This is a genomic window from Streptomyces zagrosensis (assembly GCF_014203645.1).
Classification (GTDB): domain Bacteria; phylum Actinomycetota; class Actinomycetes; order Streptomycetales; family Streptomycetaceae; genus Streptomyces; species Streptomyces zagrosensis.
The window spans coordinates 1-24,044 of the sequence record NZ_JACHJL010000033.1; the positions used below are offsets into that span (position 1 = coordinate 1).

Annotated in this window: 15 protein-coding genes; 8 read left to right on the forward strand and 7 right to left on the reverse strand. The window is 70.5% G+C overall.

Translation table 11 applies throughout. The annotated features are described in order from the left end of the window. The first annotated feature begins 1,105 nt into the window (after window positions 1-1,105). Entirely contained in the window at window positions 1,106-1,351 is a 246-nt protein-coding gene (locus tag FHS42_RS34125) for a hypothetical protein (protein ID WP_312867158.1), read from the forward strand. Between the two features lie 486 nt (window positions 1,352-1,837). Here the strand turns inward: FHS42_RS34125 and FHS42_RS34130 are convergent, their stop codons facing one another. Next, window positions 1,838-2,779, reverse strand: a complete 942-nt coding sequence (locus FHS42_RS34130) for an NADP-dependent oxidoreductase (protein WP_184579888.1) — start codon at window positions 2,777-2,779, stop codon at window positions 1,838-1,840. 66 nt (window positions 2,780-2,845) lie between these two features. On the opposite strand from FHS42_RS34130, the gene FHS42_RS34135 reads away from it, so the two are divergent. Beyond that, the gene (locus FHS42_RS34135; protein ID WP_184579890.1) at window positions 2,846-3,253 is read left to right on the forward strand and encodes a winged helix-turn-helix transcriptional regulator; all 408 of its coding nucleotides are present in this window, start codon (window positions 2,846-2,848) and stop codon (window positions 3,251-3,253) included. Window positions 3,254-3,293: 40 nt separating this feature from the next. On the opposite strand, the gene FHS42_RS38885 is transcribed toward FHS42_RS34135, so the two are convergent. Next, window positions 3,294-4,700, reverse strand: coding sequence for a PP2C family protein-serine/threonine phosphatase (locus tag FHS42_RS38885; protein WP_184579892.1), 1,407 nt, complete (start codon window positions 4,698-4,700; stop codon window positions 3,294-3,296). A 342-nt stretch (window positions 4,701-5,042) separates the two neighbouring features. Further along, window positions 5,043-6,833, reverse strand: coding sequence for a pentapeptide repeat-containing protein (locus tag FHS42_RS34145; RefSeq protein WP_184579894.1), 1,791 nt, complete (start codon window positions 6,831-6,833; stop codon window positions 5,043-5,045). 405 nt (window positions 6,834-7,238) lie between these two features. Here FHS42_RS34145 and FHS42_RS34150 point away from each other — a divergent pair, with 405 nt between their 5' ends. Next, window positions 7,239-9,110 (forward strand): serine/threonine-protein kinase, encoded by a 1,872-nt coding sequence (locus FHS42_RS34150; RefSeq protein ID WP_184579896.1) that lies wholly within the window; start codon window positions 7,239-7,241, stop codon window positions 9,108-9,110. 96 nt (window positions 9,111-9,206) lie between these two features. On the opposite strand, the gene FHS42_RS34165 is transcribed toward FHS42_RS34150, so the two are convergent. The 4 genes from FHS42_RS34165 to FHS42_RS34180 all read right to left on the reverse strand — a co-directional run bounded on the left by FHS42_RS34165 (window position 9,207) and on the right by FHS42_RS34180 (window position 16,916). Continuing rightward, window positions 9,207-12,383 carry a helix-turn-helix transcriptional regulator gene (locus FHS42_RS34165; RefSeq protein WP_312867159.1) on the reverse strand — a complete coding sequence of 1,059 codons (3,177 nt, stop codon included), beginning with the start codon at window positions 12,381-12,383 and terminating at the stop codon, window positions 9,207-9,209. A 270-nt stretch (window positions 12,384-12,653) separates the two neighbouring features. Further along, on the reverse strand, window positions 12,654-13,316 hold the full coding sequence (locus FHS42_RS34170) for a response regulator (protein WP_184579900.1): 663 nt from the start codon (window positions 13,314-13,316) through the stop codon (window positions 12,654-12,656). Window positions 13,317-13,438: 122 nt separating this feature from the next. Then, entirely contained in the window at window positions 13,439-14,695 is a 1,257-nt protein-coding gene (locus FHS42_RS34175; RefSeq protein ID WP_184579902.1) for a sensor histidine kinase, read from the reverse strand. 4 nt (window positions 14,696-14,699) lie between these two features. Then, window positions 14,700-16,916 (reverse strand): MMPL family transporter, encoded by a 2,217-nt coding sequence (locus tag FHS42_RS34180; RefSeq protein WP_184579904.1) that lies wholly within the window; start codon window positions 16,914-16,916, stop codon window positions 14,700-14,702. A gap of 540 nt (window positions 16,917-17,456) precedes the next feature. On the opposite strand from FHS42_RS34180, the gene FHS42_RS34185 reads away from it, so the two are divergent. From FHS42_RS34185 to FHS42_RS34205, 5 genes are all read left to right on the forward strand, one after another. Further along, window positions 17,457-18,971: a glycoside hydrolase family 3 protein gene (locus FHS42_RS34185; protein WP_184579905.1), complete on the forward strand. Its 1,515-nt coding sequence runs from the start codon at window positions 17,457-17,459 to the stop codon at window positions 18,969-18,971. 824 nt (window positions 18,972-19,795) lie between these two features. Further along, window positions 19,796-20,827 carry a phytanoyl-CoA dioxygenase family protein gene (locus FHS42_RS34190; protein WP_184579907.1) on the forward strand — a complete coding sequence of 344 codons (1,032 nt, stop codon included), beginning with the start codon at window positions 19,796-19,798 and terminating at the stop codon, window positions 20,825-20,827. Between the two features lie 14 nt (window positions 20,828-20,841). After that, entirely contained in the window at window positions 20,842-22,152 is a 1,311-nt protein-coding gene (locus tag FHS42_RS34195; RefSeq protein ID WP_184579909.1) for a DUF6271 family protein, read from the forward strand. 20 nt (window positions 22,153-22,172) lie between these two features. Beyond that, window positions 22,173-23,462: a type III PLP-dependent enzyme gene (locus tag FHS42_RS34200; protein ID WP_184579911.1), complete on the forward strand. Its 1,290-nt coding sequence runs from the start codon at window positions 22,173-22,175 to the stop codon at window positions 23,460-23,462. Further along, window positions 23,462-24,040, forward strand: coding sequence for a GNAT family N-acetyltransferase (locus FHS42_RS34205; RefSeq protein WP_184579913.1), 579 nt, complete (start codon window positions 23,462-23,464; stop codon window positions 24,038-24,040). The genes FHS42_RS34200 and FHS42_RS34205 overlap by 1 nt, the downstream gene beginning before the upstream one ends. The last annotated feature ends 4 nt before the right edge of the window (window positions 24,041-24,044 follow it).

Sequence of the window (24,044 nt, forward strand, 5' to 3'; positions counted from 1 at the left end):
ACTCCGGTGCTCCACCACCCGGATCACCGCCCTCATCCAGGCCGTCCTCGCCCTGCATCTGGCCAGCTCAGACCGATGATGGAAAAGGCTCAGTGAGTCGGGTAAGTTCCTCGCGTGCCATGTGAAACCCCCTGGTCTGCGAACCCGGTTGGGCCTTCGAGCACGACCGTACGGGGCACCGTCCGGGCTCGTCCACGCGTCGTCGCGACTATGCGCGTTGTCGCATAGAGACGCCCCGCCAAGCGAGGTGCAGCGGGCTGAGCACGTGGCCAACGGGTGAGATCCTCACGCCACCTCGCGCCACGACGTGACGCGGATCGGAGCGGTGCTGTGCGGGGCGAGGCGGGGCCGGGTGCGGGGCGGGGGGGCCTCAGCCGGCCGGGAGCTCTGCGCGCCACATCGCAGCCGTGAACGGCGACCACGTTCTGGCGGGGGACACCAACGACGGTCCCCCGGTTCTTGCTGTCCCGCACCGGAACAACACTGGCCGTTTGCGGGCGTTCTCACTCTCCATGGCGTGCCTCTCGTTCACTCCAGGAGCCGTGGCGTCGCCTCAAATCTACCGAACTGCACGCCCCAGAGCGACATTTGAGATACACACGGTAATGCGCGTCCGCGTCGGGCGTCACCAAGTTCAGAAAGTCCCCCATGGCGAATGCAGAACGCGGCCAAACCCCCCGGGCCGCGCAAGAAAAACTACCCCCCAGTAGCGAACAACGGCTTCCGCTCAGTGAGTTGTGGCGGCTGGTCGATGCCTTGGGCGAACAAGTGCGAGCACACCTCGCGCGAAAGCAACGGCGGTGAGTCCGTTCGGTACGTGGCGGCATGGAGCGGCGCTGCGGTGGGAGAGCTGGTGGTACATGACGGGCCGCGTGTCCTGGCCGATGCGGCTGGTCAGCGCGCATAGCAGACGGCTGCACGCGGAAGCGGTCGAAAGCGGCGTCGCCGTACAAGAAGCGTTTCTGCTCCTGCGGTTTCACCTCGCAATTCAGCAGGCGTTAGAGGGAAGTTGTCTCCGAGGGGGAATAGAGACGACATGCCGACCCCGATACGAGACCGAACTCGAACGGCCTTCCGACTGCGAAGAGAAAACGAAAGGGGACGCGTGAACGTCAGAATGAGCGACTCCGGATATCACGGACCACGACCGGGCGAGCGTGCCTACGACCCGTACACCGGACAGGTGGGGGTGCTCCAGTCGGTCCATAGCGTGGAAGATCTCCTGTTCGATCCGCAGGTCGACGGAAAACGTATTGCCTTTATGCGGCCGGAAGGCGGAGGCATCGAGTGGACGGCCGACGCCGACGAACTCCGGTTCCCTGAGTCGGATCGCCTCCAAAAACGCGAGTAGGGCGCAACTGACCGACGCATCGTCCGTGCGCCGTTTTCGGTACTGCCGATGCGGGGCATCGTTCGGTCGGGTGGCAGCGCGTGCGGGGCCCCAGCGATGAGGGCCCCGGTGGCGTGCCAGGACCCTCAACGCGCCCGGCCGAGCAGGGGACGACGTGGCCCCTGCCCCCATCGGCCGGAGGGAACGACGGACTCGGTGCGTGGCGGGCACACCAGGCCCATCACCCGCCCTGAGAAGACCGCGGGGACCATCAGGCTACGAGCCGGACCGCCGGGGCCGCTTCCCCCCTGAGACCGACCCCGCTCGTACGGCCCCGGGAGTAACGCCCAACCGCCGCTGCTCCCCGTGGCGTACACCCCCCACAGCGCAGATGGCTGCTGCCGGCCTCCCCCGCGCCCCTCAAGCCGCCAGACCGCCAGACCACCGGGCCGCAGCCCGCAGCCCCGCAGACCGCAGTCTTCGCAATCCCCGCAGCCCGCCAACGCCTCAGACCGTCAGGACGATCTTCCCCGTGGTGCGGTTCGCCTCCCCCAACTCGTGTGCCTTCGCCGCCTCCGCCAGCGGGAACGTCTGGGCGACCAGGGGCCGCAGTGTGCCCTCGTCCACGAGGGTGGCCAGGTGCTCAAGGACAGTGTGGTCCGGGGCGACCTGCACGGTGGCGGCGCGGGCGCCGACCGCCGCGGCCTTGGCCACCGCCTCCGCGATCGCCAGCGGGTTGGGAACGGTGACGAGAATGCCGCCGCGGCGCAGGGTGCGCAACGAGCGCTCCTCGTACGCGCCGCCGACCAGGTCGAGTACGACGTCCACGTCCCGTACCGCGTCGGCGAAGTCCGCTTCCGTGTAGTCGATCAACTCGTCGGCCCCCAAGTCGCGCAGCAGCTCGTGCTTTGCCGCGCGGGCGGTTCCGATGACGTACGCGCCATGGGCCTTGGCGATCTGCACCGCCAGGTGACCGACGCCCCCCGCGGCGGCATGGATCAGCACCCGCTGGCCCTCGCGTATCTGCGCGACCTCCACCAGGCCCTGCCACGCGGTGAGCGCGGCCAACGGGAGTGCTGCCGCGGCCACATGGTCCAGGCTCTTCGGCTTTCGGGCGAAGTGCCGCGACGGCGCGGCAACGTACTCGGCGTACGCGCCCGCCTCGGCCGGAAAGCGCGGCATCCCGTACACCTCGTCGCCGACCACGAACCGGCTCTCGCCCGGCGGCACTTCGGCCACTACGCCCGATACGTCCCATCCAACGCCGAACGGCGGGGTGAGCCAGTAACCGTTCTGGCGCACCTTCCAGTCCGCGGGGTTCACTCCGGCCGCCCGCACCGCAACCAAAATCTCAGTCGCCTGCGGGGTGGGGCGCTCGACCTCGGTCAGCCGAAGGACGTCCGGGCCGCCCAGGGTCTCCTGGCGAATGATGCGCATGTTCTCTGTCATGTCATCAAGGCTCCGCTAAGTGGTTTCCCTTGTGAAGTAGGCACCTCAATGGTATCTAGGTACCTTATGGAAACCATCCCTGACCTGCGTTCTTACGGTGGCGCCGATGCGTATCTACGAAACTGTGCCTCCCGGGAGGTGCTGGACTTCCTCTCCAGCAAGTGGGTGTGCCTGACCATCGGCGCGCTGCGCCCCGGCACCATGCGCTTCAGCGAGTTGCGCCGCCGCCTCGACGGCATCACCCAGAAGATGCTGACCCAGAGCCTGCGCGACTGCGAGCGCAACGGCCTGGTGCTGCGCACCGTCTACCCGACCGTTCCGCCTCGCGTCGAGTACCGGCTTACGGACCTCGGCCAGAGCCTGGCGGGGCTGACGGACGCCATCCGCATCTGGTCGGAGTCTCATATGTCCGATATCCAGGTGGCGCAAGGGGAGTACGACGAGCGAGCGGCGCGCGCACCCGAACCGGTGTGAGGCGCCCGGGCTGGGCCGGTGGCCGGACCAGGGCCGGTGACTAGTCCGGCAGCCGGTGCTGCCGTTCCCCCGCCTTCGCGTGAGGCGGCCAGGGTGCCGGCAGGCTTACGGGAGCGGGAGCGGAGACAGGGACGATAGCGGGGGCGGCGACGGGCGCAGGGGCGGAGGTGGGCCCGCTGGGCTGTGAGTCGATGAGGGGCGCGGTGGCGGCGGCCGGTTCGGCCAAGATGAGGGTCAGGTCGTCGGCCCTGGCCGTACCGGCGTGCGCGTGGAGCAGGTCGAGTAACTGGGACAGCGACGCGTCAAGGGTGGGGCCGTTCAGCGCGGCGAGCACCTGGTGATCGAGTGGGAACATCTCGCCCTTGGCGTCGCGCGCCTCGGCGAGGCCATCGGTGTACAGCAGCAGTCGCTGGCCCGGCGCCAGCATGATCCGCTGAAGGATCGGTTCCGGGGTCAAACCCAATGGGGGCGAGGGTGCGGGCGATTCCAGCACCTCCAGGTGCCGACCCGTACGCAGCGGTGGCGGATGGCCGCAGTTGACCAGCCGTACCTCACCGGGCGCGAAGTCCGCCAGCACCAGCGTGACGAAGTCCTCGGCGCCCAACTCGCTCGCTATCCGGGTGTCGAGGATGCGGGCGAGCTGGGTGAGATCGGGCTCGGCGGCTGCCGTCTGCCGAAAGGCCGCCAGTACGGCCGCGCTGAGCCGCACCGCGTCCAGCCCGTGCCCTTTGGCGTCACCGACTATCAGGCGTGGGCCGGTGGTGGTGAGGATCGCGTCGTGCAGGTCGCCGCCGATCAGGGCGTTCTCGGTGGCGGAGTGGGTCCGCACGGCCAGCGTGAGATCGCCGATCTCCGATGGCAGCGGGCACACGATCGCCTGCTGGCTCACCTGGGCGATCCGGGTCATGCGCTCCAAGGCTCGTCGCGCGTCCTGGTGGGCGCGTTGGGCCGCCGCGCAGGCGTCGTTGGTCCGCGCGTGGACGCGCTGGATGTGGGCGAGGGCGCGGCGCGTACGCAGGAGCGCACCTCGCGTCGTGGCGTACGCCTCCCGCGTACAGGCGTACGCACTACGCGTTCGAGCGTGCGCCCGGCGCATGCGGGCGTACCCGCGCCGGATGCGGTCCTGCGCACGCTGGCAGCGCGTGCGGGCGTGCGCCGTGGCCGTCGCCCACACCCCGCCGGTGCTCACCGCCAGCACGCCGATGATGTGCTCCGCCTCGATGGGCGCTATCGCCTCACCGCCACCGAACAGGGGCGCGAGTAACGCGAGCAGCACCGCCAAGGCGCTGACCGCGGCGGTGGGAACCGTGGGCAGCCGGTACGCCGCGAGCAGCGGCCCGACGATCAGCAGACCGCCGAGCGAGACACCGCCAACGAGCGCGTCGGCAGTCGCGATGGCTGCCTCGGCCAGCACCGCTGACAGCAACCAGCCCCAGTGTGAGCGCACCGCACACCTCCGCGATGGGCCCCCAGGGAGGGGCCGAATCTTTTACACCCTCGCAGACGGCGGGGTCACGTGTAGTCATTTTCTTACTTTCTGTGACGCGAGCTGAGCGACGGGCCGGAAGTCTCGGGTGCCACCCTCCGCCCGGCGGGACCACGCCGCGGCCTGCGACCGCCGCACAGCTCACCGGTGCGGGTGTCGGGCCGCACAAGAGATGTCAGTGGGCGGGGCTGTGGCCTGGAAACTGGAATCTTCCGTACGGCGCCTTGGAGTGGTGCGAGGCACCGGTCATCTCAGTGCCCGGTGGGGCGCCGCGTTGTCTCCTGTGCCGTGTGTGGGTAGTGGTCAGCGTTTGACGCGGCTGCGGATGGCGAGGACGGCCAGGCCAAGGAGGACGGGTTCGGCAAGGCGGGAGGCCATCTCGGTGTAGGTGCCCGTGGTGGTGAGGTCTTGTCCGGAGGAGCGGAAGATGACTGAGTTGATCACCACCCGCAGACCCTTCTCCAGCCGTTCGGTGGTGACGCGTTCGGCCGGCGGGCCGGTGGGGTTGACCGAATTGGGGGTGTCGGTGGTGAGGACGATCTTGTGTCCGATGGTTACCTGACGGCCGGTGGTGGTCGGCTTCGGGTCATCGGCGGGCAGGCCCCACAGCACCATCACCGCGATCGTGACAGCCATGGCCACCCCCAGCCAGGCCAGTGCTCGGGTGGCACGCAGCCCGTACCCGGACAGGGCCCAGTAGGCGGTCAGCAGCACCCGCTCGCCTTGGGGGCGGGTGGTGTCGTGGCGGCGCATCTCGCACTCGCCGTAGTAGAAGTCGGCGGCGTCCGGTTCGTTCTTGCCGTCTTCCAGCGACTTGCGTACCTGCCGGTACAGCGCGGCCACCGCGGCCGGCGGCAGTTCGGGGGCGCCCTGGGGCGGGGCGGTCCAGCCCGGGGTGGCGTGGCGGGCGGTACGCACCCGCCAGTGGTGCTCTTCGGCCAGAGTGTTGCGCCGACTCCACCGCCAGGGAAAGCGCCGGCCCCGGTCGGCGGGGGCGGTGGCGAAGGTGCACCAGCCGTCAACCCTCAGCTGGTCGAGGTGGATGGCACCTGCGAACCGGCACCCGCTCAGGTCGATGGTGTACAGCGCGAGGTGCGCGGCGTCCACCCCACCCACCGACGTCAGACGCACACCGGGCTCCCGGCCGGACAGCTCCACCTCCGACAGCGGGTCATAGGAGTAGAGGGAGAGGGAGGGGAAGGGGTCCGGGCGGGCGGCGACCACCACGGGGTACTCCAAAACCGCGTCCCTCAAATCCACCTCGGCGTAACGCAGGTGCAGCGTGGCCGTCGAGGCCCACCGCGTCCGCACACAGCTCACCTCGCGAGCGGCCATCTCCACCGTCACCGGCTGATCGAACACCACACGGTCCAGCACCACCTTCGCACCGCACACCAGCGGCCCCAGACGCGACGCCGTCTCGAACCGCGCCCCGTCGAACCTGGCGTCCTTGGTGAAGGTCACGCCGCCGAACTGGGCGTCGCCGGTGAAGGTCACCCAGGCGAACCTGGCGGTACCGGTAAAGGTCGCCCCGCCGAACTGGGCGGCACCGGCGAAGGTCACCTCGTCGAACCAGGCGGTGCCGGTGAAGGCCGCCCTGGCGAACCCGGCGTCGCCGCTGAAGGCCGCCCCGCCGAACCAGGCGTCGCCGGTGAAGGCCGCCCTGGCGAATCCGGCGTCGCCGCTGAAGGCCGCCCCGCCGAACCAGGCCTCGCCGGTGAAGGTCACCCCGCCGAACTGGGCGTCGCCGGTGAAGGCCGCCCCGGCGAACCATGCGGTGCCGATGAAGGTCGCCCCGTCGAACCAGGCGGTGCCGATGTGGGGCCTGCGGGTAGTGGGGTCGTGCAGGGCGGTGAGTAACCGGTCCAGCAGGTCTTCGGTGATGGGGGTGCCGCGGTGGTCGATGTCGGCGCCGGGGGTCAGGCCGTTCAGGTAGGCGTCGCGGTCGGTGTCGGCCAGGTGGGCCAGGCAGCCGGTATGGACACCGACGCGGATGCCGCGGCAGCCGACCGGATCGGCCGCGGTCGCGCCGTGGCGGCAGTGCGGCCAGATCGGCGGCGTGCTGGACGGCGGCGCAGGTGCAGCAGTAGTCATGCCTCAAAGACGTACCGGTGCACCTGACAGTTGCCGGGCCAGGTTGCAGCGGGGCAGCGGGGCAGCGAACCCGGTGCGCTGCTGAAGGCCGCATCGGAAAGAGTCGTGCGCTACTGGAATCTTCCGTGCGGTCCGACAGCTGAGCGTGGGCCGGCGGAGAAGATCGCAGGCCAGCGAATTTGCGTAGGCGATTCCGTAGTTCTACGGATGCCGTCGCGCGGCGACTTTGACAGGCTCGTCCCGGCACAAGCGGTGTACGCGCTGACGCGTGGAGTGCGACCACGGCTTGGCATGCCGGGATCGTCCTTCGCAGCGCGGCAGGTGACGGATCGGCCTCCCCAGGCGCGTATGGCATGCCCATGGCATTACGGCATGGCGTGAACGCCATGGCATGAGCATCCAGACATGTCGGGCGCTCTGGAACAACCGGGGGAATTCGTGAGACGAGTGATCGACGATCGCTTCGAGCTGGCGGGACGGCTCGGTGGCGGCGGCATGGGCCTGGTGTGGCGGGCCCGTGACATGGCCCTGCATCGCGACGTGGCGTTGAAAGAGGTGCGCCCGCCCGATCCGGCGCTCGCCGAGTACGACCCGGAGGCGGCCCGCACGCTGCGCGCCCGCGTGCTGCGCGAGGCGCGCGCCCTCGCCCGCATCGACCACCCCAACGTGGTCACCATCCACCACATCGTGGACAGCGGCGAGGACGGGTACCCCTGGATCGTCATGGAGCTGGTCACCGGTGGCTCGCTCCAAGGCCGCCTCGATCAGGGCCCGATGACGCCCACCGAGGCCGCGCGGCTCGGCAGCGGAATCCTTGCGGCACTGCGCGCCACCCACGCGGTCGGCATCGAGCACCGCGATGTGAAGCCCGCCAACGTGTTGTTGCGCCCGGACGGCCGTCCGGTCCTCACGGACTTCGGCATCGCGGCGATCCGCGAGTCCACCAGCCTGACGGCCACGGGCTCCGTGATCGGCTCGCCCGACTACATGGCCCCCGAGCGCGTGCGCGGCCAGGCCGGCGGGCCCGCCGCGGACTTCTGGTCGCTCGGCATGCTGCTGTACGTCGCCGTGGAGGGCTACCACCCGCTGCGCCGGGAGAACACCCTCGCGACCCTGGCGGCCGTCCTCAACGACGACGTACCACCGCCGCTGCGGGCCGGCCCGCTCACCGAGGTGCTGAGCCTGTTGCTGGTACGGGACGCCGGCGCGCGCCCGGACGCCGGAACCCTGGACCGCATGCTCACGGCGGCGAGCACCCAGGGCGCGACCAGCGCCCAGCACGCCCCCGCACGCGCTGAATCCAGGCAGGCCCAGGGGCCCGAGACCACCTCGTTCCGGCTGGCGCCACCAGGCGCGCAGCCATCGCGTACACCGGAAGCCCCCGGCCCGGGGCACTCCGACACCGCACACCCCAACACCGCACACCCCAGCGACGCGCACGACGCGCGGCGCGGCGTGGGGGCCGCCGGGCCCGGGGAGCCCGCCGATGCGGTGCCGCCGTCCACGGGAGGCGGCGGGGCATTCGGGTTGGCCGATGGTGCGCCCGGGCCGGCCGGTAGAGCGCGGCGCAGCGCGCTGCGGACGCGTATCGCGGCAGGCACCGTGACCCTCACCGGGGCCGCCCTCGTCGGAGTCCTGTTGTGGACGCTGATGCCCACGTCAGAGGGCAAGCTCACCGGCGGAGCCACCAACTCCGGTGCCCACCGCCCCGCCACCACGCCCGGCGCATCCAACACATCCGGCGCACCCGACGCATCCGACCCGCCGAACGACACGCTCATCCCGTCACCTGCCTCGGTGCCGGAGGCCGAAGAGATGACGGAGACCAACCTGTTGACCCCGGAGGGGATACGAAAGGCGGTCGGGAAGCTGCGGCCGATCATGGGCGGCAGCCGAGTCACCGGCTTCGTGGTGTACCCGGAACACGTGTCCGCCGAGGCGCTCGTCAAGGGCAGCACCAAGCGCTACGACCGGTTCACCTACCGAGGCGGCGACGTGGCCAGCCGGCAAGGGGCGGGCGGCACGACCATGTCAGGCACCGTGCCGGTGGACCTCGCCAGCTTCGACTGGGACGCCCTGCCCGCGCTCCTGAGCAAGGCCGATCGGGTGCTGGGCGTCGAAAAGCCCACCAGCCGCTACCTCGTCGTCAGCACGGCCTCCACCGTCTTCAACAGCGGGCCCAGCATGAGCATCTACCTGTCCGATGGATACGGCTCCGGGTACCTCAAGGCCGACCCCAGCGGCAAGGTGATCGCCACGCATCCGCAGGAGAAGTGAAGCCGACCAACCGACAGCTACGGCCGCGCCTGCGCTGCGCACTCCGGTGGGCTCGGTCCGGCGCTGCTCACTCCGGCGGGCTCACTCCGGCGCTGCTCACTCCGGCGGGCTCGGTCCCGCGCCGCGGGCCATCAAGGAGGCCAGCGCGGCGCGCGAGGAGATGCCCGTCTTGCGGTAGACCCGTGCGACATGGCTTTCGACCGTACGCGGACTGAGGCACAGCCGGTCAGCCACGGCCTGGTTGGTCAGGCCCTCGGCCACCAACGCGGAGATCTCCCGCTCGCGCGGCGTGAGCAAGGCGAGGCCGGCTCCGTCCACCGTGTCGGCCCCGGCACCCGAGGCCGGGCCCGTACCCGCCGAACCCGTCGTACCCGCCGAACCCGCCGAACCCGCCGAACCGGGAAACGCCCTACCGGGAAACGCCGCACCAGGAAACGCCGTACCACCAGACGAAACACCGGACGGCGCAGCCTCAGAAAGCACCGCGCCGGGCGGGCCGAGCGGCGGCGCCTCGCGTAGCGCGGGGGCGATTCGGTCGGCCAACTCGACCAGCAACAGCGCGCCCCCATCGGCGGCCAGGCGGCGGCCCCTACGCCACATGGCGAAGGCCCGCGAGCCGTCGCCGGCGGCCCGCACGTGCGGGGCGCCCAGCAACAAGCTGTGCGCCTCCCGCAGCGCCGCCCCGGACCGCGCACTCTCGCGTGCGGCCTCGGTGAACGCCCGCGCCGCCGCTGCCACATCGCCGCGCTGCGCCGCCAACTGGCCGCTTGCCCGCAGCGCCGATCCCCGCTGGGACGGCAAGGCGAGCCGTTCCGCTTCCTTGGTCGCACGCTCGGACCAGTGCGCCGCCTCCACCGTGTCGCCGGTGGCCAGCGCGGCGGTGGCAAGCAGCTCAAGGAAGTTCGGCCGTACGGATGGCTGCAACTGGGGCAGTTCCTCGCCTCCGCCGGCATGCAGCAGTACGTCCCGTACCCGGTGCGGATCACCCGCCGCCAACGCGGCGTACGCCAGCAGACAGCGGGACGTCGTCGCCCACCAGCCGTTCATCCCGCCCACGGTGGCCACCGCCGCATCGGCCGCCGCCAGCACCTCCGGATCGCCCGGCGGCCGGGCATGCAGCAGGATCGCGGCCCGGATCGCCTGGATGAAGCCGAGTAGTTCGCCACCGCCCAGGGTGTGGGCAACGGCCAGCGACTCATCCACGAGCCCGAGGGCCGCCGTCACCCGACCCGTCACGAACTGGGCGTAGCCCGCGCACAGCAGCGACTGCGAGAGCGCGAAGGGCCGGCCGCTGCGCCGGGCGATGGCCACCCCGCGTTGGGCGTGCCGTTCGGCGTCGGCGTAGTTCTCCAAGAACACCTCGCTCCAGCCCAGTCGCACCAGGGACTCGCACTGCCCGGCGAGGTCAACGTCCGTCAGCACGTCGGCGAGCGCTGCGGCGGCCTCGGCATAGCCGCGGGCCGCCGCCGTATCGCCCTCGTAGGCCTCGCCCATGGCGGCCAGCGTCAGCGCCTCCGCCTCGTCCCGCTCGTCCCCGCGGGCGCGGGCGTCGGCCAGCGTACGGGCGAGTTCCTCGCGCACCTCGGGGAAGCGGGTGGCGAACAGGGCGCGGCAGCCCCATTCGACGACGATCCCGGCGCGCTGGGACGGCGGGGGCCCGGGGCGCCGGTCGAGTTCGCGGCGGAGCAGCGCACCGGCCTCCACATAGCGCCCCAAATGCCGCTCCATAAAAGCGCACTGCACCAGCGCGGCCGTACGCAGGCCACCATCGCTGGCATCACTAGCTCTCCTGGCATTGCTGGTGTCGCTGGTGTCACTGGCGTCGCTGGTGTCACCGCCACCGGCGCCCGGGCCGCAGCGGCCGATCAGCTCGTGGAGCAGGTCACGGCTCTCGCGTACCGCGCCGATCATGCCGAGTGCCTGGGCGCGTGCGAGCATCAACTCGTTGCGCGCGTCCCGGTGTTCGGAGGTGTCCGGCAAGACGCCGAGGACGACCGCGAGCCAGCGTGCGGCGGCGGCCGGCGCGGTGACCGCGGCCTGATCGGCGGCCCGACGTAGGACGTTCGCCGCCTCGGGGTCCCAACGGGTCAGTGACTGCTCGACATGGTGGGCCTGCTCGGCCAGCGGGGCGCCGGCCTCGGCGCGTTCGGCCGCGGCCCGGCGGTGCAGCTCCCGGCGCCGCCAGGGGTCCACGCCGGCGCGGATCAGCGTTTGCAGCGGCCGGTGGCGCAGCGCCAACCGCCGGCCGCTCTCCTGCGGGCGCAGCAGGTCGCGGCGTACGAGCTGGCGCAGGGCCGCCACGAGGTCGGCCTCCGTGGCCCCGGTGACCGCGCCGACCAGGTCCGTAGTCACCTGGTCGCCAAGCACCGCTACCGCCTCCACCACGCCGCGCTCCAGCGCGCTGAGCGCCGCCAGTTCATCGAGCGGCGGGGCGGTGCCCGGGCCGGTGCGGTGGGCCTGGAGGAGTGCGAGGAGGTAACGCGGGTTGCCCTCGCAGGCCGCGTAGAGCGCTGCGGCCCGTTCGGGCGGCAGCTCGCCAGTCAACTCCCCGACGCACTCGCTGCTGCCGAGCGGCCCCAGGGTGATCCGCAGCACCGCGCCGGTGTCGATGCCGCGGGCCAGCGCGGAGACCAGCGCGGGCGGCGACTGCCGGGCGCGCCGGGAGACGGCGAGCAGGAACGGGGCCGGTACGGGGTGCCGCACCAGATGGTCGAGCAGCTCCAGCGACGCCGCGTCCGCCCAGTGCAGGTCATCGAGGAGCACGACCAGCCCGGGAGCGGGCACGCGCCCAGCGGCGCGGGCGTACGCATCACCACATCCGCGGTCCGCCCCCGCCTCGACCACCCCGCGCAGCACCGCGGCGGTGGCCCGCACCACAGCGCGCCGGTCCCGCGGCACCGGTGCGCCCGCTCCATCGGCTCCGCCGCGTACGGCAGTGGGCAACTCGGCCAGTGCCGGAAAGGCGCGCAGCGCCCGCTGGTCGAGGTCGGCGAAGGCATCGGCGAACGGCTGGAACGGGCCGTACCCTTCGCGCTCGGCGGCCAGGCCGCGCAGCACGGTCATCCCCCGGCCGCGCGCCCGCGCGGCGAACTCCGTCAAGAGCCGGCTCTTGCCGATGCCGGCATCGCCGGTGACATCGACGACGGCGGGCCCGCCGTCGCCTCGGCGCTCCAGATGGTCCAAGGCCGCGTCGAGCCGATCCAGCTCGGCCGCCCTGCCCACGAACGGCAACCGGTCCACGCGCCCCGGCCAGCTCTCGTCCGGCTCAGCCACCTCAGCCCCCTCAACCCTCACCCACCCGCACGGCCGAACGAGCCGCCGCCTGGTCATCATCGCGGTCCGTCGGCAATCCGTTGGCAGTCCAGTGTCGGTCCGTTGGCAGTCCGATGTCAGACCGAGACGGTCCGATGGCAGTCCGATGACGGTCCGGTGGTAGCCCGATGACGGCCCGATGACGGCGTGCCGGCGCGACGGCGGCGCTTCGGGTGTTGGCCCCCTCCCGTTCTACCGCACGCTCATGGCCAACCGACCGGGGTGAGCCCGTCAGATTGCGGTGGGTGCGTCGCGGTCGGGCCGCACCAGCAGCCCCCGATCGAGGGCCACGACCACCGCATGGGTGCGGTCGCTCACATCGAGCTTGGCGAAGACGCGTAGCAGATGGGTCTTGACCGTGGCCTCACCGATGATCAGCCGCCTGCCGATGTCGGCGTTGGACAGACCATCGGCCACCGCGTTCAGCACATCGAGCTCCCGCGCGGTCAGGGCGACGGGGGTCGGCCTGCGCATCCGGGCCACCAGGCGTTGGGCGACCTTGGGTGCCAACACGGTTTCGCCACGGGACGCGGAGCGGATCGCCTCCACGAGTTGTTCGCGCGAGGTGTCCTTGAGCAGGTAGCCCACGGCCCCGGCCTCGACCGCGCGCTCGATCTCGACGTCCGTGTCGTACGTGGTGAGGATCAGCACCCGGGTGGGCGCCCCACTGGCGACGATCTGCGCGGTGGCCTCGACCCCGTCCATGACCGGCATCCGCAGGTCAAGGAGGGCCACGTCCGGGGTGAGCGCCTGTACGAGCTCGACGGCCTCCTTGCCGTTGCCCGCCTCGCCGACGATGACCACGCTGGTCTCCGGGGCCATGAGGGCGAGGACTCCCGCGCGCATCACCGTGTGATCGTCCGCCACGATCACGCGAATGGTGTTGTGCGTCATGTCATTCCTGACTGCTCGTGATCGGCCAAGGGACCTGACTGCTCATGGTCGGCTGGTCGTGATCGGCTAGTTGTCATCGCCTGTTCGCGATCGGCTAGTTGTCATCGCCTGTTCGCGATCGGCTAGTTGTCATCGCCTGCTCGTGATCGGCTAGTTGTCATCGGCTGTTCGTGATCGGCTGCGGTCCCTGGCCGCTCGTCATCGGCCAGCGGGATGGTGGCGAGGATGCGGGTGCCGTCTCCGAGCGAGCTGGTGACCGACAGTTCCCCGTCGAGCTCGGCCAGCCGCTTGCGCATGCCGTCGAGGCCGAACCCGTAAGAGTCATCGACTACGAACCCGCGGCCGTCGTCGGTTATTTCCAACTCGACTCCGTAGGGAAGCCGGGCGAGTACGACGCCCACCGTGGAGGCGGCGGCGTGTTTGCGTACGTTGGCGAGCGACTCCTGAGTGCAGCGCAACAGCGCGATGCGAGTCCGCTGGTCGCACACGACGTCCCCCAGCTCCGCTTCCACGATCAGCCCGGTGTCCTGGACGAACCGATCCAGCGTCCGGCGCAGCGCCTGGGCGACCGAGCCCGGCGCGACGCCGCTCTGCGGCGCTGAGCCGACGAGGACGCGCGCCTCGGTGAGGTTCTCGCGGGCCGTCTGCTCGATCGACAGCAACTGCTGGGCACTCTTGGCGGGGTCGCTGTGCACGCCGGAGCGGGCCGCCTCCGCCAGCACGATGATGGAGGCGAAGCCCTGGGCGAGGGTGTCGTGGATCTCGCGGGCCAGCCGCTCGCGCTCGTCCGCCGCGCCCTGGCGCTGGTGCGCCTGCACCAACTCCTTTTGCGCTTCGGCCAGTTCGGCGGCGAGCGCGTCGGCCCTTGCCTGGTTCAACCCGATGAAACGGTAGGCCCACAGCCCGACCGCCACGCTCGCCGCGTAGGCGATGAGGGTGGCGATGGTGTTGCCGGTGAGCAGATGTGGGCTCCAGCCCTGCGGCAGCAGACCGCCGAGCGCCGTGGTCGCCGCGGCGAAACCGCTCAGCCTGAGCGCGGATCGCGTGGTGTCGGCGAAGACCCAGAACTGCGGGAGCGAGACCACGTACAACGCGGCGGCCCCTGCCAGCAGGTACGACACCGCCCCCAGCCCAAGGCCGAGCACGACCAAATAGATCTGGGGGCGGAGCGCCGGGTTGCGCGGCAGGAAGGACACCAACCCGTAACCGATGGTCAGCAGCGCCAGCAGTCCTGCCATGGTGTACGCCGTTGCCGGGGGCTCCTCCCGCACGGCCAGTCCGGTCGGCGCCACCCCGACCACGGCCCAGGCAAGGCCGTACCAGAGGTGGAGCCTGGCTGCGGTGAACCGATCGTAGGGCTGTGGCAGCGGCGGGACCATGGGGTCAGCTTACTTTTTCGGGTGCCGGCGCAGCAGCGATCGCAGGCGCCTGAGCTCGGCGCATGCCACGCGAAGGCCACCAGTTGGCCTGCCCGAGCAGCAACATGAGGGCCGGCAGGATCAGCATGCGGATGATGAAGGCGTCGAGCAGTACGGCGACCGCGAGGACGAAGCCGATCTGCTTCATCTCGATCAGGTGCAGGGCGGCGAAGCTGGCGAACACCGTCACCATGACGACGGCCGCGCTGGTGACCACGCCGGCCGAGCGGCCGATGCCGTCGAGCACGGCCTGCCGGGTGGGCACGCCGTTCAGCGCCGCTTCCCTGATCCGGCTGATCACGAACACCTGGTAGTCCATCGACAGGCCGAAGAGGATGACGAGCAGGAACAGCGGAACCCGGGAGCCGATGGAATCGGTGGAGGTGAAGTCGAGTACGCCCTCAGCCCAGGTGTTTTGGAAGGTCAGCACGAGGATGCCGAGCGAGGCACCGACGGACAGCAGGTTCAGCGCGATGCCCACCAGGCCGAGGACCACCGAGCGGAATGCCCACACCGTCATGGCGAAGGTGACCACGAGCAGCGCCACGATGATCAGCGGCAGCTTCTGCTTCTGGTGCTCGGGGTAGTCCGCGTAGCGGGCCACATCGCCCGTCACCGCGACCTCGGTCTCAGCGATCTTGCCGATGGTGTCGGGCACCTGCTCGTTACGGATCGACCGCAGGGACGACTGGGCCGCTTCGCTGCTGACATAGTGCGGGACCTGGAGTTGGAGCATGCTGATCCGCTTGTCCTGCGAGGTGGACAGCACTCCGTCGCCGGACAGCCGCGGGTCGCCCTGCACCTCCTTGGCCAGCTCGCGCAGCGCGCCGGCCACCTCGGCTGAGCGGTCGGCTTCGGCCCGTACAACTACCTGGTGCATGGCCATGAGCTCGGGGAACGAGGTGTTGAGGCGGTCCCACGTCTGCATCGCGCCAACCGAGCGCGAGTGCGTCTCGCGACCCATATCGGTCAGCTTCAGGTTCAGTGCCGGGGCGGCCAGGGCGAGCATGGCCAAAACGGTGACGGCCAGCACAGCGGCAGGCCGCTTGCTGACAGGCCGCAGCACGGCCGCGGTGATCCGACCGGTGTCGGCCTTCGGTAGCTTCGCGGGCCGTGCGGGCTTGCCAAGGCGCAGCGCACGGGCCGCCTTGCGCTCGGTTCGACGTTCCGCGCGCTGGCCGAGCTTGGCCAGCAGTGCGGGCAGTACGGTCAGCGAGCTGGCCACGGCGACCAAGGTGACGACGATGGCCCCGGTGGCGATCGAGGAGAAGATGACGTCGTCTACGAGGAAGAGCGTCGCACTGGAGACGGCGACGGCAAGGCCGGAGAGCACGACGGCTCGCCCCGAGGTGGCGGCGGCCACTTCCACCAGGGCCTGCGAGGAGAGCGCACCGCCGGACTTGGCCCGCTCCTCACGCTCGCGCTTGAGGTAGAAGAGCGTGTAGTCCACGCCAACGGCCAGCCCGATCAACAGAATCACACTGGTGCCGACGCCCGCGTCCGGGAAGGCGTGGGAGGCCAGCATCGACAAGCCGATGGACGCCGCGATGGACGACAGGGCGAGCAGCAGCGGCACCAAGGCCATCGCCACCGAGCTGAACACCAGCAGCAGGGTGATCAGGGTGACCGGCAGGGCGATCACCTCGGTACGGGCCAGATCATCGCCCCGTAGCTTGTCAACGCCCTTGCTGATGGACGGAGAACCGGTCTCCTCGACCCTCAGCTCGGGGTGTGCCTGCTGCACCGCGGCGGTCACGGCGAGGAGCGGATCAACGTGCTTCTTGCCGTCGAGTTCGGGCCCGTTCATGGTGACGTCCACCCGGACGGCCGTGCCGTCGCCGGCGCGTACCGGGTCGGCAACCGAGCGCACCTCGGGCAGCTTCCGCATCCGCGTCGCCGCATCGCGGGCGGCGGCATCGGCAGCGGCTGGGTCAAGGCGGCCCGCCCCGGGCTTGGCGGTGATCAGCACCCGCTCCAAAGGCCGCTGTTGGAGTCCACCATCGGCGGCTATCTTCTCGCCCCGGCCCGCCTCCCCGATATGGAAATCCTCCGCGACGGCCGGATTTCCGCCGATGCCTATCCCGGCGCCGAGGCACAGCGCCACAAAAACGAACCAACCAACCATCGCGCGCCAAGGGTGCCCGGCGCTCCAACGAGCCATCCGTACGGGAAGATTCTTCATGGCATCCATGCTGGTCGCAGGGCCACCAGCGCCAACAGCCTCGATCAGTTGAACCTGGGGTCCACCACTTGGTGGACCCCGCCCGCGCGACGGTCCTGCGGGGCGGTGACGCACGGCGGCCCCTCACCCCCACCGGTCCGGTCGGACGGCGACGCACGGCGGCCCCTCACTCGACGGCCCGGCCGAACGGTGGCGCGCGGCGACCCCACCCAGAGGGCCCGGCGGGGCAGCACACGGCGGCCCCTCACCCCACCGGTCCGGTCGGACGGCGACGCATGGCTGCCCCACCCCACCCGCATCACCCCCGGGCACCACGCCCGCCACCCCCACCACCCCCATCACCCTGGCATCCGCCCCCGCCTCACCGCGTGCGCTCCCCCGCCCCAAGCCCCCACCCTGACCTCCCATTTCCCAGCAAACCCCCGCACACCCGTTCCTTGACACCCCTGATTGGTACAGGCCAATATCCGTCTCGTCTGCTCTACGTCGCCACGGCCGTCCGAAACCGTCGGCCCGCACCCGCCCCTCGGAGGTCTCTTCATGGCAAGCAGCAGCCATCCGAAACTCACCGCGCTGGCCAACTCCGTGCTTCAGCCGGGGTTCGTCGGTACCACCGCGCCGGACTGGGTGCGCCGCCGGATCGCCGATGGGCTCGCCTCCGTCGTGCTGTTCGGCCGCAACATCGACCACCCCGAGCAGGTCGCCACCCTCACCGCTTCGCTGCGCGCCGAGAACCCCGAGCTGATCGTCGCCATCGACGAGGAGGCCGGCGATGTCACCCGCATCGATGTGCGCAGCGGAGCCTCCTGGCCCGGCAACCTCGCGCTCGGCACCATCGATGACACCGACCTCACCGAACAGGTGGCGCGCGACATCGGCCGCGCGCTGCGCGACATCGGCGTCTCGCTGGACTACGCGCCCAGCGCCGATGTGAACTCCAACCCGATGAACCCCGTCATCGGCGTGCGCTCCTTCGGCGCGCACACCGACCTCGTTTCCCGTCACACCGCCGCCTGGGTACGCGGCCTCCAGTCCGCCGGCGTCGCCGCGTGCGCCAAGCACTTCCCCGGCCATGGCGACACCAATATCGACTCACACCACGGCCTGCCCCAGGTCACCGCCGATGCAGAAACGATCGCGCGGGTGTCCCTGCCGCCGTTCACCGCCGCCATCGAGGCAGGCGTGCGTACGGTCATGACCGCCCACATGCTCATCCCGGCCTACGACAGCGAACTACCCGCGACGCTCAGCCCGCGGATCATTCAGGACGTGCTCCGCGACACGCTCGGCTTCACCGGCCTGGTGGTCACGGACGGCATCGAGATGGGCGCCGTATCCGACCTGTACGGCATCACCGGCGCCACCGTGAGAGCGGTCGCCGCGGGCGCCGACGCGGTGTGCGTCGGCGGTGAGAGCGCCAAGGAGTCCACCACCGATGACCTCGCATCCGCCCTGGTGAACGCGGTGCTCGATGGCACCCTGCCCGAGGAGCGGTTGGCCGACGCCGCCTCGCGGGTCCAGGCGTTCGCCGCCTGGTCGAGTGAGTTGGCACGGCAGGCCGGCACCGAGACGGACGCGCCCGACATCGGGTTGATCGCGGCCCGCCGCGCGGTACGGGTACGCAGGCAGCCGGGCGCCGCCGCCGAACTTCCGCTGGTGGGCGCCCCGCACGTCGTCGAGCTGTCCCCGACGATGAGCCTGGCGATAGACGGCACGACGCCCTGGGGCGTGGCCGACCCGCTGCGCGCGCTTCGCCCGAAGACCACCTCGGTTCGTATCACCGAGTCCGAACTCGCTGCCGCGAGCGATCTCCTTGACCGGGCGGCGCTCGCGCCGGCGGCCGGCAAGGAGTTGGTCATCGTCGTGCGCGACGCGGCCCGGCACGGCTGGATGTCGCAGGCGCTGGCCGGCCTGGTGCGCCGCCGCCCGGACGCGCTGGTGGTCGAGATGGGCGTCCCTGCGGGCGACCACATCGGGGCGGTCCACTTGACCACCTACGGCGCCACCCGCGTCTCCGGGATCGCCGTCGCCGAGGTGCTCACCGGAGTGGCCTGAGCGGCCGGGGCGGCCGGCTACGGGCCGCCATTCGCCCACGCCCCAGCGCCGTACCGCGGGCCGCAATCCGGTCCGCGGTACGGCATGTGCCCGCCGCAAGACGGGGGTTGACACCCAAAGTTGGTCTAGTCCATCTTAAGGGGACAGCGCATTCGGCACAGTGGACAAGCCGGCATGGCTCCGCGCCGGAACAGCGCGCCAACTGGCCGGCACGCCACGCCCACCGCGGGTTCTCGCTCACCTGGGGCGGGCGCCGAGTGCGACGAAGTGAGAGGTAAGGAGACTCGGCCCTGACGTCACGGCGAACAACGACCTCCACGACCATCATGCGCGGCACCGTACTTGCACCCTGGCCGCCTGCCGAGTCCCCCACTTCTCGCGACGTTCCGCCGCGGATTCCACGACGCAAGGATCACGGTTCATGACCCACGCACCGCGATCCGTCGCCACAACCCGCAGGCAATGACACCTCCATTGCCCGTACGAACTCGCGCGCGGCTCCGCAGCCTGCCCCCCGGTCTCTCCCTGGGCGTTCCCCTCACAGCGCACCGTCGCGGTACGACCAGCACCCCCCGTCCGTAGCTCCCCGCTCCGGATCGGATCACAGCCCGGCGCACCCCCGACGAGCCCGCGCTCACCTGGCTGAACACATCCCCTAGCGAGTGTCACACCGGCCCCACGCCTGGCCGCTGAACAGCGACGTTCACAGCCGGCGACGAAACCGCCGGCGCCCCCTCACGCCACCTCCGCGCACGGCACCGACGTGCCTGTACCGCGAGGGCTCAGCCGACCCTCCCAGCACACCCACGCTCTGGAGACATTGCATGCCCACGCCCGACGGATATCTCTACCGAGCCGCTTCGGAAAGGCCCTACTTCAGTGCGGACGGCGATACGTATCTGGCGCAGACACCGCTGAGGGACATCGACAAGACACAGCCACTGCGCGTGCTGTCCAAGGACGACCTCGCCTTTTGGCAGACGTACGGATACGTCGTGGTCAAAGAGGCGATCCCCGCCGCCGCCGCGCAGCGCCTGCTGGACTTCGCCTGGGATTTCCAAGGGCTCGACCCGGGCCGCCCGGACACCTGGTACACCGAGCGCACCTTTCCCACGGACCTGGAACGCGACCTGTACATCTACGGTTTCGTGGAGGCGTACCACCACCAGTTGATCTGGGACAGCCGGCAGACCCAGCGGGTCTATGACGCCTTCGTGGACGTGTGGGACTGCCAAGAGCTGTGGGTGACGTTGGACCGGCTCAACCTCAACCCGCCGAACGTACGCAACCGCGACCGCGCCCTGATCGCCCCCACCGAAGAGGGGTTCGACATCGAACTCCATTGGGACGTGGACTCCACGCTCAGCGTGCTGCCGCAGCGGGTCCAAGGCATCATCGCCCTCCACGACACCCAGCCGGAACTGGGCGGCTTCCAATGCTCGCCCGAGCTGTTCCGCCAGTTCGACCAGTGGAAGGTCACCCAGCCCGCGGACCGGGACCCGATCCGGCCCACGGCCGACCGAGCCGAGTTCCCCGTGGTCAGGCCCGAACTGTCGGCCGGTGACTTGCTGTTGTGGAACGGCATGCTGGCGCACGGCGTCGCGCCCAACTCGTCGAAGGACGGCGTCCGCTCGGTCCAGTACCTGTCGATGATGCCCGCGCTCGAAGAGCACCACGAGCTACGCACCTCCCGCGTCGATTCCTGGCGCCACCTGAGCACGCCGGACTGGAACGCGACGCTGGTCGGTGACGCCACGCGGCACGAATCTCTCCGTTACGAGACGGCCACGCTCAACGACCTGGGCGAACGCCTCCTCGGCCACACGTCCTGGCACGGGACAGCAGCCCCTCGGTGAACCGGAGAACCGCAATGCGCAGCATCTGTCTGACCCTGCCCACCAACAGGGCCTCCGCGCCCATGGTCGCGGCCATCTGCCAAGAGGCGGCCTACGCGGCCCACCACTTCGACGTCGAGGTGCACGTACTGATCCTGGACTCCGCCGCCCCCGACGCCTTCGCCGAGCACGCCCGAGCCCTGCGCGCGCAACCCGCAACGCCGCAGGTCCGCGTGCACCACCTGGGCGAGGACGCGCAGCGCACTCACCTCAAGGAGATCATCCACCGCGCCGGCCTCGCCAAGCCCGAGTTGCTGCTTGAGCTGATGCTCCCCGCCGACGTCTCGTACGGCGCCTGCACCAATCGGGCCTTCCTCATCGGCCGCGCACTGGGCTGCACCTCCGTCCACCGCCGCGACTCCGACAGCAGCTACCAGACATGGGACGGCGAGCCCGTCTACCCCATCCACCACGAGCTCACCTCGCTCGGCGAGCGCGCGGCCGATGCCGCCGCCCACGTCACCGAGGTCACACTCGATCCCGTACACGGCGACAAGCCGGTCGTCCTGGTGGGCAGCTCCTTCGTCGGCGAACTGTCCGTGGACATCAGCGAGATACGGCAGCTCGACCCCGAGGTCTATTACGACATCGTCAGCCTGTGGGCGCCCACCACCTTCTCGCAGCAGCAGAAGCGGGAGCTGGTGGACGAGTCCTTCACGGGCGCCGGCACCGAACCGTTCACCGGCGACCACGCGCTGCTGACCCTCGTGGACCCCATGCGCCTGGACATGTGCAACATCAGCTTCCACCAGGTCCACGAGCACATACCGCTGCCACCCGCGACCAACACCATTGGCAGCGACTACTTCCTGATGCACCTGGTGTACGACGCCGCCCTGCCCGGCGTGCTGCACAACCGCAACATCGTGAACTTCTACACGCAGGAAAGAAGAACCGACGCCGGCTTCATGGCCTACCAACTGCGGTTCATCAAGTTCTTCCTGTCGATGCTGTACTTCAACGCCGTCTACGACGCCATGGCCAAGGCCGGCCCAGCGCTACTCAACGACGCACACCAGGTGCGTGCCGCACGCGTCAGCGACCTCGTATGGGAAAGCGCCCGCCTTGACCCGGCCGAAAACGTAGAACGGCTGGACATTGTGGAGCGCTCATACCGGCGGCTCGGCGGCCGGTACGCGGCATTCGCCGACACTCTCGCACCGCGCCGGCACCAGTTGCTGGACGAAGCCCGGCAGGACATGGAGGACTTCGGGCGGCTCATCGAAGCATGGGGGCCGCTGATGCAAGCGAGCCAGTCCATGCGCATCCAACCGCTACACCGGTAGCCGGACCCGGGGCATCCACCATGTACGTCACCACCGCACTGCGCACAGCTTTGGCCGCAGCGACCGAAGACCAGATCGTCTTCGACCTCGCAGGCATAGCGGAGCGGCACGCCACGCTGCTGCGCGAACTGCCCGGCTTATCCGTACGGTTCGCCATGAAGGCCTGCCCCGTGGACGAGGTGCTCTGCACCCTCGCCCAACAGGGCGCCGGCTTCGACGCCGCGAGCCCCGCCGAAATCGCGCAGGCCATCAGCGCCGGCGCGCCCATCGACACCATCCACTTCGGCAACACCATCAAGTCCGACCAGCACATCGCCGACGCGTACCGCCTCGGCGTACGGGACTTCGCCACCGACAGCATGGAGGACGTACGGGCCATCGCCCGCCACGCCCCCGGCGCCCGGGTGTTCTGCCGCCTTGCCACCGATGGCGAAGGCGCCCTGTGGGGCCTGAGCCGCAAGTTCGGCTGCACCCCATCGGACGCCGTACGCATCATGGCGGCGGCACGGGCGGCCGGCCTCACCCCAGCGGGCCTGTCCTTCCACGTCGGCTCCCAGCAGATGACGGCCGAAGCCTGGCGCAGCGCCATCGACCGCCTCGCTGGCGTGCTGACCGCGCTGGGCCGGCGGGGCATCCGGCTCGACCACATCAACCTCGGCGGCGGGCTGCCCGCGCTCGGCTGCCTAGACCGGTACGGCCGGCGCCTCAACCCGCCGCTGGACAAGATCTTCGCCGTCATCCGCGAGGGCATGCAGCAGTTGCGGGCCATCGCGGGCACGCCGCTGGACTTCCTCATGGAGCCCGGGCGCCATCTGGTCGCCGACCACGGCGCGATCCGCGCCCACGTCGCCCGACTCTCCGCCCGTGAGCAACTGGGCGGCGAACGCGCGCACTGGCTCTACCTCAGTTGCGGCAAGTTCAACGGTCTGTACGAAATGGACGGGCTGCAATACCCGCTGGTCTTCCCCACACACAGCGGCGCGCACTACATACCGGCCGTCATCGCGGGCCCCACCTGCGACAGCGACGACGCCTACGGCCCCGGCCTGGTCCTCGTGCCGGAGGCCGCCGCATCGGGAGACCCGGTGTGGATCATGTCCTGCGGCGCCTACGCCACCAGCTACACCACCCAGGGCTTCAACGGCTTCAGCCCCCTTCCGTACACCTGGATAGACGGCGACCGCACCGGCCGCGGCGGCGCACCACTCACGGCGCAGCCAGCAGCACAGCCACCGGCACCGGCACCGGCACCAGCACAGCCACCGGCGCAGCAACTCGATGCCGCGGCCATAGCGGGGGGCCTGGCGTAATGCACGCTGACGTACGCATCCGACACCTCGCCGAAGGCGACTGGAGCGGCATCATCGCACTGGAAGCCGCCGCCTACGCCGCCATCGGGCTGTCCGAGGACGAGGCCACCCTGCGCTCGCGGGCGCAGGTCTCCCCCAGCACCTGCACGGTCCTCGACCAGGGCGGCCACGTCGTCGGCTACTGCCTGGCCCTGCCCTACCCGCCGTTCAGCGCCCCGGACTTGAGCCACCCGGAGCACGCACCAAAGACCGCCGCCCCATCCCCCAACCTGCACCTACACGACCTGGTCATCGCCCCGGCCCTGCGCGGCCGTGGCCTGGCCCGGCGACTGCTGCGCCACCTCACCGCGACGGCACGAGCGACGGGCTACGAACAGTTCTCGCTCGTCTCCGTCGCGGGCAGCCAGGCGTTCTGGACCGCCCACGGCTACCGCCCACACCCGGAGATAGCAGTCCCCCACGGCTACGGAACGGACGCCGTCTACATGACCGCTCCGGTGCCGGCAGGGCGCTCCGAGACCGACAAGCCGCCCCCTACCCCGCTCGCCGGGCCACCCCTGAAAGACGACGTGAACTGATGAG

What these genes read in the sequence shown, in the direction of transcription:
- FHS42_RS34195 (WP_184579909.1), top strand. Translation starts at nt 20,842, where the DNA reads ATGCGCAGCATCTGTCTGACCCTGCCCACCAACAGGGCCTCCGCGCCC.
- FHS42_RS34135 (WP_184579890.1), top strand. Translation starts at nt 2,846, where the DNA reads ATGGAAACCATCCCTGACCTGCGTTCTTACGGTGGCGCCGATGCGTAT.
- FHS42_RS34180 (WP_184579904.1), bottom strand. Translation starts at nt 16,916, where the DNA reads ATGAAGAATCTTCCCGTACGGATGGCTCGTTGGAGCGCCGGGCACCCT.
- FHS42_RS34185 (WP_184579905.1), top strand. Translation starts at nt 17,457, where the DNA reads ATGGCAAGCAGCAGCCATCCGAAACTCACCGCGCTGGCCAACTCCGTG.
- FHS42_RS34205 (WP_184579913.1), top strand. Translation starts at nt 23,462, where the DNA reads ATGCACGCTGACGTACGCATCCGACACCTCGCCGAAGGCGACTGGAGC.
- FHS42_RS34150 (WP_184579896.1), top strand. Translation starts at nt 7,239, where the DNA reads ATGTCGGGCGCTCTGGAACAACCGGGGGAATTCGTGAGACGAGTGATC.
- FHS42_RS34145 (WP_184579894.1), bottom strand. Translation starts at nt 6,833, where the DNA reads ATGACTACTGCTGCACCTGCGCCGCCGTCCAGCACGCCGCCGATCTGG.
- FHS42_RS34190 (WP_184579907.1), top strand. Translation starts at nt 19,796, where the DNA reads ATGCCCACGCCCGACGGATATCTCTACCGAGCCGCTTCGGAAAGGCCC.
- FHS42_RS34175 (WP_184579902.1), bottom strand. Translation starts at nt 14,695, where the DNA reads ATGGTCCCGCCGCTGCCACAGCCCTACGATCGGTTCACCGCAGCCAGG.
- FHS42_RS34200 (WP_184579911.1), top strand. Translation starts at nt 22,173, where the DNA reads ATGTACGTCACCACCGCACTGCGCACAGCTTTGGCCGCAGCGACCGAA.
- FHS42_RS34130 (WP_184579888.1), bottom strand. Translation starts at nt 2,779, where the DNA reads ATGACAGAGAACATGCGCATCATTCGCCAGGAGACCCTGGGCGGCCCG.
- FHS42_RS34170 (WP_184579900.1), bottom strand. Translation starts at nt 13,316, where the DNA reads ATGACGCACAACACCATTCGCGTGATCGTGGCGGACGATCACACGGTG.